The organism is Sphingobacterium lactis (assembly GCF_011046555.1).
In the GTDB taxonomy this organism is placed as follows: Bacteria; Bacteroidota; Bacteroidia; order Sphingobacteriales; family Sphingobacteriaceae; genus Sphingobacterium; species Sphingobacterium lactis.
Genome location: NZ_CP049246.1, coordinates 1,192,185 through 1,206,292, shown reverse-complemented (window position 1 = coordinate 1,206,292; position 14,108 = coordinate 1,192,185). Strand labels below are relative to the sequence as shown.

The 14,108-nt window shown below is 45.8% G+C and carries 11 protein-coding genes; 7 read left to right on the top strand and 4 right to left on the bottom strand.

Annotated features, from left to right (window positions below; genetic code table 11):
- The first annotated feature begins 194 nt into the window (after positions 1–194).
- From G6N79_RS05265 to G6N79_RS05240, 6 genes are all read left to right on the top strand, one after another.
- Complete coding sequence (locus G6N79_RS05265) at positions 195–3,551, top strand: UvrD-helicase domain-containing protein (protein ID WP_103905413.1); 3,357 nt, start codon at positions 195–197, stop codon at positions 3,549–3,551.
- Positions 3,552–3,563: 12 nt separating this feature from the next.
- Positions 3,564–6,467 carry a PD-(D/E)XK nuclease family protein gene (locus G6N79_RS05260; protein WP_103905414.1) on the top strand — a complete coding sequence of 968 codons (2,904 nt, stop codon included), beginning with the start codon at positions 3,564–3,566 and terminating at the stop codon, positions 6,465–6,467.
- A 23-nt stretch (positions 6,468–6,490) separates the two neighbouring features.
- Positions 6,491–7,390, top strand: a complete 900-nt coding sequence (locus G6N79_RS05255; protein ID WP_103905415.1) for a LysR substrate-binding domain-containing protein — start codon at positions 6,491–6,493, stop codon at positions 7,388–7,390.
- A gap of 71 nt (positions 7,391–7,461) precedes the next feature.
- Positions 7,462–8,487: a c-type cytochrome gene (locus tag G6N79_RS05250; protein ID WP_234993158.1), complete on the top strand. Its 1,026-nt coding sequence runs from the start codon at positions 7,462–7,464 to the stop codon at positions 8,485–8,487.
- Between the two features lie 3 nt (positions 8,488–8,490).
- Positions 8,491–8,961, top strand: coding sequence for a DsrE family protein (locus G6N79_RS05245; RefSeq protein ID WP_103905416.1), 471 nt, complete (start codon positions 8,491–8,493; stop codon positions 8,959–8,961).
- 11 nt (positions 8,962–8,972) lie between these two features.
- Positions 8,973–9,887, top strand: a complete 915-nt coding sequence (locus tag G6N79_RS05240; protein WP_234993159.1) for a molybdate ABC transporter substrate-binding protein — start codon at positions 8,973–8,975, stop codon at positions 9,885–9,887.
- Positions 9,888–9,991: 104 nt separating this feature from the next.
- Here G6N79_RS05240 and G6N79_RS05235 read toward each other — a convergent pair whose 3' ends face one another.
- From G6N79_RS05235 to G6N79_RS05225, 3 genes are all read right to left on the bottom strand, one after another.
- Positions 9,992–10,861 (bottom strand): cupin-like domain-containing protein, encoded by an 870-nt coding sequence (locus tag G6N79_RS05235; RefSeq protein WP_103905418.1) that lies wholly within the window; start codon positions 10,859–10,861, stop codon positions 9,992–9,994.
- Between the two features lie 322 nt (positions 10,862–11,183).
- Entirely contained in the window at positions 11,184–11,951 is a 768-nt protein-coding gene (locus G6N79_RS05230) for a uroporphyrinogen-III synthase (protein ID WP_103905419.1), read from the bottom strand.
- Positions 11,952–11,960: 9 nt separating this feature from the next.
- Positions 11,961–12,950, bottom strand: a complete 990-nt coding sequence (locus tag G6N79_RS05225; protein ID WP_103905420.1) for a DUF4271 domain-containing protein — start codon at positions 12,948–12,950, stop codon at positions 11,961–11,963.
- Between the two features lie 47 nt (positions 12,951–12,997).
- Between G6N79_RS05225 and G6N79_RS05220 the strand changes: the two genes are divergently transcribed.
- Positions 12,998–13,570, top strand: coding sequence for a DNA-3-methyladenine glycosylase I (locus tag G6N79_RS05220; protein ID WP_103905421.1), 573 nt, complete (start codon positions 12,998–13,000; stop codon positions 13,568–13,570).
- Here the strand turns inward: G6N79_RS05220 and G6N79_RS05215 are convergent.
- Positions 13,557–14,108 carry a phosphoribosyltransferase gene (locus G6N79_RS05215; RefSeq protein ID WP_103905422.1) on the bottom strand — a complete coding sequence of 184 codons (552 nt, stop codon included), beginning with the start codon at positions 14,106–14,108 and terminating at the stop codon, positions 13,557–13,559. The two genes, G6N79_RS05220 and G6N79_RS05215, sit on opposite strands and share 14 nt — an antisense overlap.

The following is a 14,108-nucleotide window of genomic DNA, read 5'->3' as shown; positions in this document are numbered from 1 at the left end:
GGACGCAAAGATAAAAACAAAAATCTATTATCGCAAGCCTTAATTGCAATAGGCAAAATGCCAAACCCCTGGTAGTCAACAACTCTTCTTAATCACGATTGCCCTGCAGCTGCAATTCCATGATTTATCCGATTTAATTTGAGGATTACCCCAATAATCACGATATTCAAATCTTTCAAAACCGTTCAATTTTTATGTCAAGGAAAGCTCCTTTAAAGATCGTTAAGGCCTCCGCAGGATCGGGAAAGACCTTCAGTTTGACCATACATTTCCTCACCCTGTTGCTGCATAAGGAAAGTAGTTACCGCGAGATTCTCGCCGTAACCTTTACCAATAAAGCGACCGCCGAAATGAAGGAGCGGATACTTTCCGTACTGCAGGGCTTGGCGGTGGGATCAACAACGCCATCCATCCAACAATATAGACAGCAACTGTTGGCGCAAAATCCACAATGGGATGCCCACAGCATGCAAGAGAAAGCGCACCGCATCTACCGGAGGATCCTCCATGATTATAGCCATTTTTCCGTCAGCACAATTGACGGTTTTTCGCAGAAGGTCATCCGCAGCTTCACCTACGAGCTCAATCTGGATTCAGGCTATGCCATCGAGATGAATACCAACAAGGTAAAACGGGACCTCACCATCATGCTCAACCAGCTACTAGATGAAAAACCGGAATTGCTAGACTGGATCATTGCCTATGCCGAACAGAAGATCGCCAAGAATGAAAATTGGAACTATCGCCATCAATTAATGTCGCTCGCTGGCCTGATATTCTCTGAGAATTTCCAGGAATTTGACAGTTATATCATCTCATCGGACAGCAATCAGATCTTCAATCTGCTGAATACAGAGATCGCCGAAAAAACCAAAGGATTCTTGGATGCACTGCAGGAAGCTATCGAAGCCTACAAATCGCAATACCGTGCGCTGAACATCGATCAGGACGAGATGAAGGCTAAGTCGAGGAATAAAGTAGTCTCCACGGGCAAGATGGAAGTCAATGTCCATAAATTACCGATCGGTGAAATTCAATCGAAAGTGTTCGATAAGTTCAACGAGCTGATCGATAATGAAGAACCTTACACCGACAGCAATAAAGAAGTACGTTATGATCTTATCCAAGGCCTGAAACCGGCATTGGATCATATAAAAATATTGGAAGGCCATTTTGCCAGCTATATTGCCTATCAATCTGTCCAAGGGAACCTGTATTTCCTGCGCCTATTGAAGGAGATGAGTGAACTTTTGAGCCAATGGCGGAAAGAAAATGGGGCACAATTGATTTCGGATGCCCAAATTCTATTGAACAAATTGGGGCTTGATGAGCAGAACGACCCGACATTCATCTGGGAGAAGATCGGCAACCGCTACAATTATTTCCTATTCGATGAATTTCAGGATACCTCCCGCGTGCAATGGAAAAACTACAGCCCATTGCTGCTGAATGCCCTGGCGAATGCAACCGGCAAACTGAGTGAGCATTTGGTGGTTGGCGATGTCAAACAGAGCATCTACCGTTGGCGAAATGGCGACTGGCGAATCCTGCTCCATCAAATCGAACAGCAGGTCGGGGGCACCTTCCACCTGCCAACCGAGCAATTGCCGGAGTTTATAGAATCGGGTTCCCTCGACACAAACTACCGCAGCTTGCCGAATATCATCAACTTCAACAATTACCTGTTCGAAAAAATGCCTACCCATCTGCAACGGGTGCTGAACGAAAAGGTCTCTGAAAGCTTGGGTGAAGAAGGTATGGCCTGGTGGACCGAGAGCGGAAATGCCAACATGCTGATCAAGGCCTATGCAAATAGTCAACAGTTGATTCCCGAGTCGAAACTTGCTCCTGGGGAACCCAAGGGATCTATCGAAATCGAGTATTTCCCGGTTGCCGATGGTCGATTCAGAAGCAATCAAGTGGTGGAACAGTCGGTGGAGTCACTTTGCCAACATATCGGCGAATGGATGCGCACAGGCAGGTATACACCGGGGCAGATCGGTATACTGGTGCGCAGCAATGCCCAGGCAAAGATGATCATTCAGTCCCTGATGGCCTTTAAAAATGCCGAGGGTTTGGATTTTGAAGTGATTTCGGGAGATGCTTTATCACTGGCATCCAATCACGCCGTAAACCTATTAGTCGAAACGCTAAGAGCTTTGGTTTTCCAATCCGATAAACATGTGATCCACCATGCGAATATGGCATACCTGTACCAACTCGCATCGGGACGTTCAGGATTTCCTTACCGGTATTGGCTGAATTTTAAAGCGAATCGCCTCGATGAACTGCATGAAATACTACCGCAGGAACTGCTTTCGGAATGGTCCCAGCTCCAAAAGCTGCCTTTGGTTCACCTGATCGAAAAACTAATTGCGATGTATGGCTTGGGCAACAAGGGTAGCATCCACCTGCCCTATCTTTTGGCATTCAAAGATATGTGTACAGCATTCTCCAGTATGGGCGAACGTGGATTGATCCAGTTCCTTGAATACTGGGATGAGGATGGCGAGCGCGCAGTACTACCGAGCAATGGCGACATCAATGCTATAGAGGTGACCACGGTTCACAAATCTAAAGGCCTGGCCTACGACGTGGTCATGCTCCCCTTCTGCTCCTGGCAGTTGGATGGCATGACCAATGGAGATTTCTGGATCGATGTATTGGAAACGCCATTTGCCGACTTGGGAAAAATCCCCGTGAAATACACCCAGATCCTGGGCAATTCCATATTCTATAAACAGTATTATGAAGAGATGCTCTTCAACTACATGGATGCACTGAATACGTGCTATGTTGCCATGACCAGGGCAAAACAGCACCTCTACATCACGGCTCCACAATTCAAGGAAAACGTGGATAAAAAAACAGGAGAGATCCTGGGCGCTGAAATCAAGAACGAATTGATTTCCGATATCCTACTGCAGGTGTTGCAACAGAGCGATTCCGATTTTACCGTACAGAATAATCAACTGGATATACAGGAAGTCCTGGAGCCAAAAGCAAAGAACGAAGAATCGGAAAACCTAATCCACCTATCGGACTATCCGCAATCGCTCGCACTGGAATCGGCCTTGGATAAATCAACGGGCCGTAGCATCAACAATATCCTATTGATGGAAAAAGCAGCGCAATATGGGGTATTGGCCCATGAGATCATTTCCTTGGTGAACAGCGAATCAGAGATTGATGTGCTGGTCGACCAATATATACAGGAAGGCATCTTGGCGGTGGAGGACCGCCCTAAACTCGTGGAAGAAATTCACGAAATATGGCACCACCCTATCATCAATACGTGGCTATCCGGCAACTATAAAATCTGGAATGAATCCAGCATTATCACCGTCGATGGCGGCACGCAACGCCCCGATAAGGTCTTCACCAATGCCGATGAAACCATCGTTTTGGATTTCAAGTTCACCCAAGGTGATTACATCAGCCATAAAACACAAGTCGCCCAATATATGGATGCACTGAAGAACGTGGGCTATGAAAAAATTAAAGGTTATTTGTATTATGCAAAGACCAAGGATTTAGTAGAAGTGAAATAGTGATTGTCAAACATGGAAAAACCATTTTTAAGATTAGTAGCAGAGGACATTCAACAGCGGTTCGGGAAGGACATCTCCGATATCGCCATTGTTTTCAATAATAAACGACCGATCACCTACCTGAAGAAGCACTTGGTGGATGTCTTCGGACAGGCGATTTGGTCTCCCCAATTCTTTACCATTCAGGAATTCCTTTCCCGATCCACGGAGGACGTGCAGGCTTCGGCCCTTACACAGTTCTTTTACCTTTTCGAATTGCACAATGCACTCCTGATCAAGGAGGGTCGCGAACCAGAATTGTTGGAAGAATTCTATCCCATTGCTGAAAAAATTCTCAGTGATTTTGGCCAGTTGGATTATGACCTTGTTCCTGTGGATCAGATTTACATGGAGCTGCACGACACCACGGCAATCGATCTTGCGTTTCAACATTTCACACCGGAACAGCAGGAATTTATCCGTCAGTTTTGGCAATCGTTTAGCATGAAGGGCCATACGGCAGTGCAACAGCGTTTTCTCAGCCTGTGGAAGAAACTGCCTGTGCTCTACAAGGAACTCAAGGAGAAACTGAAATCCGAAAAACAGACCAACCATCCCACCATTTATCGGGAGCTTGCGGAAGGAAAGGCACAGCATCAGCAATTCCATAAGGACTTCAAACAGATCTTGTTCGTAGGATTCAATGCGCTCAACCGCGCGGAGGCCAAACTCTTCAAACAGTGGCAGGATGAGGGATTAGCATTGTTCTATTTTGATGCCGACGCGCATTATCTGGATGATAAAATGCAAGAGGCCGGCTTATTTATCCGGCGCAATCTAGAACAGACAGGCTTGATCAACGCGTTGGGCGATGTACCGAACATTATCGGAAACCGAAATACCGAAGTACACCTGTACCAAAGCTTGGGCAAAAATAGCGAGGCAAAATTGCTACACGATGTCCTCGAGAAACAATTGACCGAGGAACAATACGGACAGGAATCCGCAGCGGTCTTGCTCGCCGATGAAAGTCTATTGGTGCCCCTGTTGCAGAGCCTGCCCCAGATGGATATCAATATCACCACCGGTTACCCCTTGATCCAGTCGCCAATCTTTGGATTGTTCGACCTATGGATGGAAACCCAGCAGTTGATTTCCCATCAGAAAAAGGAAAAGATTCCGTATCAATTACTGGAGACCTTTATTTCTCATCCACTCAGCAAAGTGAGTCCACAACAGAAACAAAGCATCCAACGGGAATCTGCCGAAAAGCAGCTATTTGAAATCCAGGTAGCCGAAATCGATGTCAGTTCTTCTGCCCTTCCGAAATTCTTTAAGCCTTTGAACCATCCATCGGAACTCATTCCAACCATGGTGCATCTGATCGACGAGCTACTGATGACCATTGCCAGCAATGGCCGGATCAGGCAGATTGAGTCCAATCTCCTTATTGAGACCAAGAAGGTGCTCAATCAACTGCACTTGGGCTTTGCACATTTGGGTCCTCTGAGCATAAGCTTTCAGATCGGATTGATCCGGAAAGCGATTGCGTCGATCAATTCCGCCATTGAAGGTGATCAATTGAAAGGGCTGCAGATTATGGGTTTGCTGGAGAGTCGCTGTTTGAATTTTGACCATGTGTATATCCTCGGTGCAAATGAGGGGATTCTGCCGAAAACCTCCAGTGGGGCAACCTTCCTTCCGAACAACCTGAGGAAAGCTTATGGCCTACCCGTGCTGGAAAATCAAGATGCCCTGTCGGCATACCTTTTCTACCGTCATTTCCAATTTAGCCATGACATCCATGTTTTTTACAATGGCATTGTGGATGAAAGCAGTACGGGCGAAGAAAGTCGCTTTATCAAACAGATGGAATTTGAAACCCCACTGCAGTTCATAAAGCATACCCAACAGCAACCGCTGCTATTCCCGACACAACCGGAGGAGCTCATCATTCCGAAAAAGGATGAAATATGGGAACAGTTGTACCAGACCTATATCGTCAGACGGAAAGCGCTCTCTGCTTCCGCCTTTACAACATACCTGCAATCTCCCTTACAGTTCTTCCTGAAATATGTGGCCGATATCAAAGAACCGCCTTCCATTTCCCAGGAATTTGAGATGAACAAGCTCGGTACGGTCATCCATGAATGCATGGAAAAGTTGCTGACACCGCTCTTGGACGTGAAAGATTTCACCCCTACGCAAGAGTTGAAAGCCGCTCTTGAACGTGTCGACCAACAAGTTCTTCAGGAAATCGGAATTATCTACCTTACGGATTTTAAAACCTTGGATGAACTGAACAGTCTTCAGCGCATCATGCATAAGATTGCCACGGAATACATTAAAATGTACCTGCAATACGATATGGATCAATACGAATCCATCCGTATCGTCGAGCTCGAAAACGACGAGGATTACTTCCTTGATTTTCCAATTGAAATCCAGGGTAAACAGGAAACCATCAAACTGTACGGGATCATCGACCGTGTGGATGAAGTAATCGATCGGAACGGGGTCCGCAAATTGCGTATTGTGGATTATAAAACGGGATCTGATCAGGTGCTGTTCACCAACTTGGATAAGGTCTTTGCGGCCAACACGGACAACAAAGCGTTACTGCAAACTTTGTTCTATGCTTATGTTTATGAACAAAAATCAGGTCTGAAAGGGCTGGAACCACATCTTTATGTAGCCAGAAGGATGCGTGAGGACGGTACACTCTTTAGGAATAAATCAGGCAGCATGACCTTTGATGACTTCTTTCTGGAAGATCAGAAGCAGGTATTCGTTGGATTTTTACGGGAACAATTGGAGGAGCTGTTCAACCCTGAAGTACCCTTCAAACACAATCCGGATGCGGTTGTTTATCCTTCGGATCCCTATACCCTATTCTACAGGTACAGTACGGAAGAAAAAGCATCAGAAGAGGCGTAAAGGATCAAGTGTAATCAACAGGTATGTTAGAAGTCAATTTCAGAGTCAAGGTTTTTTATCAGGCGGCGCGCGACCTCAGTTTTACGAAGGCATCCCGCGAGCTCAACATCAGCCAACCTGCCGTTTCCAAGCACATCCAAGAATTGGAAGCGACGATTGGGCAAGCGTTATTCCTGCGGAACGGTAGCCGTTTGATCCTGACCGAAGCCGGGCGAACACTGATGGACGCCGTGAAAGTCATTATTCAGGAATATGAGTTGGTTGATTATAAATTGGGATTGCTCAACAATCAGATCCGCGGTAACCTGATCATCGGCGCCAGTACCACGATCGCCCAATACATCCTTCCCAAGCTCATTGCGCAATTCTCGGAGCGCAATCCGCTGGTCAACATCAAGTTATTTACCGGCAACACGGCACAGGTGGATCGTTGGCTGTTCGAGCGTAAAATCGGCTTGGGTTTCGTAGAGGGGATGGCCGAAGAACAGTCCTTAAAATACAGCAAGGTATGGGATGATCAATTGATTTGGGTGGCCCGGAAAGAACATCCGCTTTTCAAGAAAAGCCGAATCTGCCTGGATGAGCTACGGGAGCAGGAGTTTATTTTTCGGGAGCCAGGATCCGGCACGAATGATATTGTCTTCCACCGATTAAAAGAATTTGGCATTCATGCACAGGATCTCGTGAACAGGGTACAGATGTCTAGCTCCGAATCCATCAAGCAATACATTCGGTATTCAAACAGTATCGGCATCCTTTCCCAATATGCGGTCAAGCAGGAAATTGAAGATGGCATCTTGCAGCAGATGGAGGTGGAGGGTTTTCAAATCCATCGCGAATTAAACTTGGTGCATCTCCATGGCGAACTTTCCGGCCTTCCGCAACAGTTCATACGCTTTCTGAATCAATCACTTAGAAAGTAGCATAACCTAAGGTTATAGACCATAACATTTTACCGTTTTAGCAATACCGTGAACAGACTTATGTTTGTTTCATGCAGAACGATCTAAACCCATCGAAAACGCTGTTGGCCACCATGCAGAAGCTGGCCGTTCAAACGCGGATAATTGCGCTATTATTTGTTGTCATTGTCCTAATCATTGTGGCACAGACCTTCGGTCTTTCTTGGCTCCGTCCCGCAGCGGCAGATGACGGAGGAACAAAAAAGGTGCAGGCCATACCGGAGGATTTCCAAGCGGCACCCTATCCGGACACTGAGGAAGGAAAGCAGGCGGCCTATGGAGAAAAGTTGATCCGGGAAACCGCCAAGTACCTGGGACCGGGCAACACGTTTGGCGAAGTCTATGCCGGGAACAACCTAGCCTGTGGGAGTTGCCACCTCAACGGAGGTACCAAACCCTACGCAGCACCTTATATTGGCCTTACCGCGCTCTTCCCTGTTTACAGTGGGCGCGAGGGCAAAGTGGCCAGCCTGGAGACCAGAATCAATGGATGTTTCGAACGGAGCTTAAACGGTCGCAAATTGCCTTTGGACAGTAAGGAGATGATGGCCATCGTCAGTTACATGAAACACCTGAGTAGGGATGTACAGGTCGGGGGCCGCATAGCCGGACAGGGCTTTGTCGAGATTGCCGTTCCAGAACGCAAAGCAGATCTCGTACATGGTGAAGCCGTTTTCAAGAAACAGTGCATCAGTTGCCATCAAGAGTCAGGACAGGGAATGCTGCATGTTGCGGGAAACAAAAGCCAAGGTTATCTGTATCCTCCATTGTGGGGTGAGGACTCCTACAACGATGGCGCAGGAATGGCAAGGATGTTGACCGCAGCGAAATTCATCAAAGGCAATATGCCGCTGGGAGCAACCGCGGAAAATCCACTATTGTCTGATGAAGAAGCGTATGATGTGGCCGCATATATCAACTCCTTCGAACGGCCCCAAAAAGCAGGGAAGGAATTGGACTACCCAGACCTCAGCAAAAAACCAAAGGATAGTGCCTATCCACCCTTTGCGGATACTATTCCCGCAGAACAACATAAATACGGACCTTTTAATTTTTAACACATGAAGAATATCATCTTAGCATCCATCCTTTTATTTTCAGCTGCTGCACATGCACAGGAAAACAAAGGTCTGGAAGGAAAATTAACAACAAACGCAGCATTTAAAGGTGCTGAAGCCAACAAGGCAGCGTACAATGCCATCTATCAGTTGGATAGCAACAATCCGGATATTGTCAAAAAGGCCTTCCGAAACATCAACAATATCCTCAATGATCCCCGCCTGCAGGGAAAACTGCATCTTGAACTCATAACTTTTTCCGGAGGAACGGAAGTGATGTTAAAAGATTCCCCATATGCCGAAGATCTGAAGAAACTGATTGATAAAGGGGTTATTGTAGCCCAATGCACAAACTCACTTCAGGAGAGAAACCTCAAAAAAGATCAACTGTACGATTTCATAGGTTTTGTGCCGAGTGGCAATGGTGAACTTGTTATCCGCGCAAGCGAAGGATGGGTCATTGTAAAACCTTAAAAAGAGCAACTATGAACTTAGCACGAAGCATCACTCTCATTCTTTTATGTATGATCATGAACAACACACATGCGCAGGAGCACCGTTACGACCCACCTTGGAATAGCCCACCAGAATCGGCAGTGAACTTTACGGTTCCCGGTATCGACAATGTACCGGACCTGTATGGAGATATCGTAGACCCGCAGTTGGTGGTATTCTTCGCGGGCAACCAATTTATGGTCATGGATGACCTATTGGCAGCCTTTAAGAAGAAATACCCGAACTACCAACGCATCTTTGTGGAAACCCTACCTCCGGGGATCTTGGCCAAGCAGATCGAAGGAGGATCGATCACCATAGGCAATATGCGGATCGATCATAAACCCGATGTGTATGCGGCGGGAAAGAATCGCATCGATAGCATGTCGGCACATTTCTCCCGTGTGGAAACCTATGCTTTCAATAAATTGGCGATCATGGTTCCGAAGGGGAATCCCAAGGAAATAAAATCGATCAAGGATCTGGCGGAACCAAGCCTCAAGGTAGCTATGCCCAATCCTGCATGGGAAGGAATTGGCAGACAGATTGTCTCCGTGTATAATCGTCTCGGCGGAGAAAAGTTGGAAAACGCGATCATGAAAGAAAAGGTGGCCTCCGGAACAACCTACCTAACCAAGATCCATCACCGAGAAAGTCCTATGCGCATCCTGTACCAACAGGCAGAAGCTGCCCCGGTGTGGTATTCCGAAGTCGTGTACCAACAGTTATTGGACAACCCCGTGGAGATGGTCGAAATCCCTGAAAGGGACAATATCCGAGCGACCTATAAGATTGCCGAAATGAAAAATGCACCGCGTAGGCAAGCGGCCAAAGATTTTGTGGACTTTATGCAATCGGAAGATGCCAAGGCCATCTATAAAAAATATGGTTTCGAAACTCCCTAAATGTCTACAAGCAGGTAGCTGAGCAGTTGAAACCCGAATGGACTAAACACAAAACCCGACGGAAGGTGATTCCATCGGGTTTGTTATGCGCTCAACAAAATCGCTTAGCGTTTTTGCTTCTTAATGGCTTTGTTTGCGCGTTTCCTAGCCGTTTCAATCTTATAGTCGAACCATTTGTCCTTAAAGATCTTCCGCATGGTATCATCAAAGTGGCGCGTTACGAATAGATTACGGGCACCCTTTATTTTTTCGCTCAGCGAATTGGCCAAAGCCCGAACGGAAATGGAATACCCTTCCGTTTCATATTGAATGTAGTGCCACCACCCTGCTGGCATATAGAGTGTCTCGCCAGGATTGATGACAGCCTCATAGCCATCCAAAAATTCCAGACCAGGATATTCCTCCACACTGCTCTTCTTCAAGTTTGCAATGCTGTGGAAATTGTACGGCAGTTTATACATCAGGTCGGATTGGTTATTCGGGAACAACCAGATCCTTTTCGCTCCCTGGAACTGCGAGATAAAGACATGCGACATATCAATATCGAAGTGGTTTCTTGTCGCTGAGCCTTCGCCACCAAAGAACATGTAAGGCAACCATTGCAACACCTTGCCACCCGTCACATCGTTAAAGATGACATCCTTCTTCAATTCCGGGCGCAACTTCATGAGGTTGAACAGGAACAGGCGCAATTCTGTAGGCTCCTTGCGGATCAAGTCCAGGTATTCGCCAAAGCTCATCCGTCCCACTGGAGGACTTGCAGCGTGGTTCTGTGATTCCTCCTCCCTACCATACACATCGATTTGTTCGTTACCCGCTATTTCCTTGAAATAGTCATAGCTCCATTTGGTCCAACAGGGACTATCTTTACTGATAAAATCCTTGATGATAACCGGCTGACTTTTATTTAGATAATCTCTAATAAAGTCCTTGGGAGCTATTCCAGAGATACTATTTACAGGTTTTAATTTCACAAGATTCCTTATTTAGAATTATTACAAACATAAAAAAAATATTTCTACAATAAATATACCTAAGATATCGAGAACCCTTTTTTACGCTGATATGAGAGCAAATTAAGGAGAAATATTTTATTAAAAAATGATAAAAGTCAAATTTATGCAGCCTGTACCGAAAGGGGATCCCAAAATAGGCCTTTAGTGGCACGTAAATACGGTAATGAAGAGGATATGGAAGGATTAATTCGGTAATTGAGAGATTTTAATAGATGGCCCCATGCTAAACGAAAATAGCGGTCAACCTAAAAGATTGACCGCTATTCCAATATTTTGTATACTATTTATTTACTTGTTTGATATACTGCTCGATGGCCATCGTCATACTTGGCGCATTTGGCGTCGGTGCAGGGATATCCAGGATCAGGTCATGATCTAACAACGCCTGTTGTGTTGTTGCCCCAAAAGCAGCGATACGGGTCTTGTTCTGCACGAAATCAGGAAAGTTTTCGTAGAGTGACTGCACACTGGTTGGGCTAAAGAACACGATGATATCGTAGAAGACATCCTTCAGGTCCTTGATATCGGAAATGACGGTGCGGAAAAGGACTGCTGGCGTAAAGTCATACCCATTTTCCTGCAACCAGCGTTGGGTTTCCTCGTTAGCAACATCCGAACATGGGAACAGGAATTTCTCCTTGTTGTGTTTCTTCAAGACATCCTCCAGATCTTTGGCAGTTTGCTTTCCGAAGAAAATCTTACGCTTGCGGTACTGGATGTACTTTTGCAGATAGAGGGCAATAGTTTCCGAAATACAAAAATACTTCAGCTCTGGCGACACTTCAAAGCGCATTTCTTCACATACCCGAAAGAAATGATCCACTGCATTCTTGCTCGTAAAAATCACAGCAGAATAATCAGCGAAATTGATCTTTTCTTTTCTTACATCTTTGGCGGAAACGCCTTCGACATGGATAAATCCTCGGAAATCTAATCGTAGATTATATTTCTCAGCTAGTGTGAAGTAGGGTGATTTGTCGTTGTCTGGTTTTGGTAAAGTAACTAATATGCTCTTTACTTTTTTGGATCTTTCTACATCAATCTGCATAAACTCTTCTTAATTACTTAGTGCACGCACTAAAATCAAAATTGGTGCTAATTCGAGACTGCAAAGATAGAGAATTAAATAAAAAATCGAAAATTTGAAATTGCCAAACAGGTGTAACGCGGTCCGCAAAAACCGATATGCAAAGAGAATAATCACCAAGCATACGTAAATAATCGAAATCGTCGCGAAATATTTCGTCGGAACGAAGACTACTAACAATAGGAAAGGCATCAGGAAAAACATGCTGTTAAAATACACCAGGTACAAAATAGCAATATACTCACGTACAATCTTTTCCAATTGGAAGACGAAGGAGACAAAACGGATGAGCAAAATTTTCGCGATAAATAAAATCGCAACAAAGCCTGAATTTTTTAAAAAATTCTCGAAGGTCAGGTAGTTTTTGTCACCGAAACTCGACACGATTACCACCACGAAAAGTCCCAGCGAAAGACTGAACACACCGTACAGGAAGATGTATGGCCAGGAGGTCGCCAAGCTATCCTCCTTGCTGACCTGCAGCAACAGCCGTTCTTTGTAGTAGGCATCGACAATGGTCCGTAATTCCACTGGAAAGATGATGCGTAGGACACCCAAGATTAGAAAGAGAAATAGTACTACAAAGAGCACCCAAATCGGCCGGCTGGCTTTTGGTTGGCCGTATTGATTCGCATACGCATCCGGATAGGATACCTGTTGCAGACCAAAGGTAACCTCATGCTTCCCCGCCTTCAAGACCTTGCGAATGGATTTGACCACAAAATCCTTCCCCTTATCTGGATACAGGATAATTTCGCTACTTTTAAGGGCATTATCCAGGGAGTCAAACACCGCCATACGTGCTAGCGAATCCTGTATGCGCAGAGAATCTACCCGCAATAGGGAATCTGCTCGCAAAAGGGAATCCTGCGGCACAATTTGCGCATTTGCCTTGGTCATCCCCAATAGGGCGCACAAGACTAAACATACAATAAGACCGTACGACTTCAAGTGTTTCATGGAAGCCGTAAAGTTAGAACAAAAAAACTGCTTTATAAATTGAAAAAATGAGTAAGAAAGAAATTATCCGATGCAGCTGGTGTGGACAGGATCCGCTTTACCAAGACTACCATGATCAGGAATGGGGAAAACAGGTTAAAGATGACGGTACCCTATTTGAGTTCCTGATCCTGGAATCCGCACAGGCGGGTCTTAGCTGGATCACCATCCTGAAAAGGCGCGAAGGGTATCGGCGAGCGTATGACAACTTCGACTACCGGAAGATCGCTCAATACACGGAGTCCGATGTGGAACGGCTCATGCAGGATGAAGGAATCATCAGGAATCGCCTCAAGGTGAAATCCAGCATCGCGAATGCACGGATCTTCATGGAAATACAACAGGAATTCGGCAGTTTCTACAATTACCTGTACAGCTTTCTGCCCAACGGCGAACCGATCATCAACACATTGGAAAACGCGAAGGAGGCCCCGGTGACGACTTCGGTTTCCGATGCCATTGCGAAGGACCTGAAGAAAAGAGGTGTAAAGTTTTTCGGATCGACCATCTGCTACGCCTATATGCAAGCAGTCGGAATGGTCAACGACCATATTGCCTCTTGCAGCTTTAGGACGGCGTAACGGTTCCTATATTTTTATAGATATTCTGGAGGTTGCGGCATTGGCCATTGTAATCCAAGCCGTAGCCTACCACAAATTCCCGCTCGATCTCAAATCCCACGTACATAATGTTATCAAAGGCATAGAGCAGGCAGTCTGGTTTGATCAACAGGGTAGCCACCGAAATGCTCGCAACGCCCAACTTCTCGAGGGCTTCAATGGTGTGCATCAAAGATCGGCCGGAATCAACGATATCTTCCACAATAACGACATGCCGACCAACAAGCGACATCCCCACACCGATCAGCTCATGCAGTTCGCCCTGTTCGGTACCGGCATAGGAAGCTAACTTCACAAAAGACATTTCGCAGGGAATATGCACCTGCTTCATCAGATCGGCCATGAACATAAAGCAACCATTCAGAACCCCGATGAATACCGGATGCTTGTCCTCGTACTTCAAATTGATATCGATGCCGATCAGGCGAATCCGCTTCTGGATCTGCTCATAGTCGATCATCAGCTCAAATTCCAGGTTATCGATCTGTATATTTTTCAT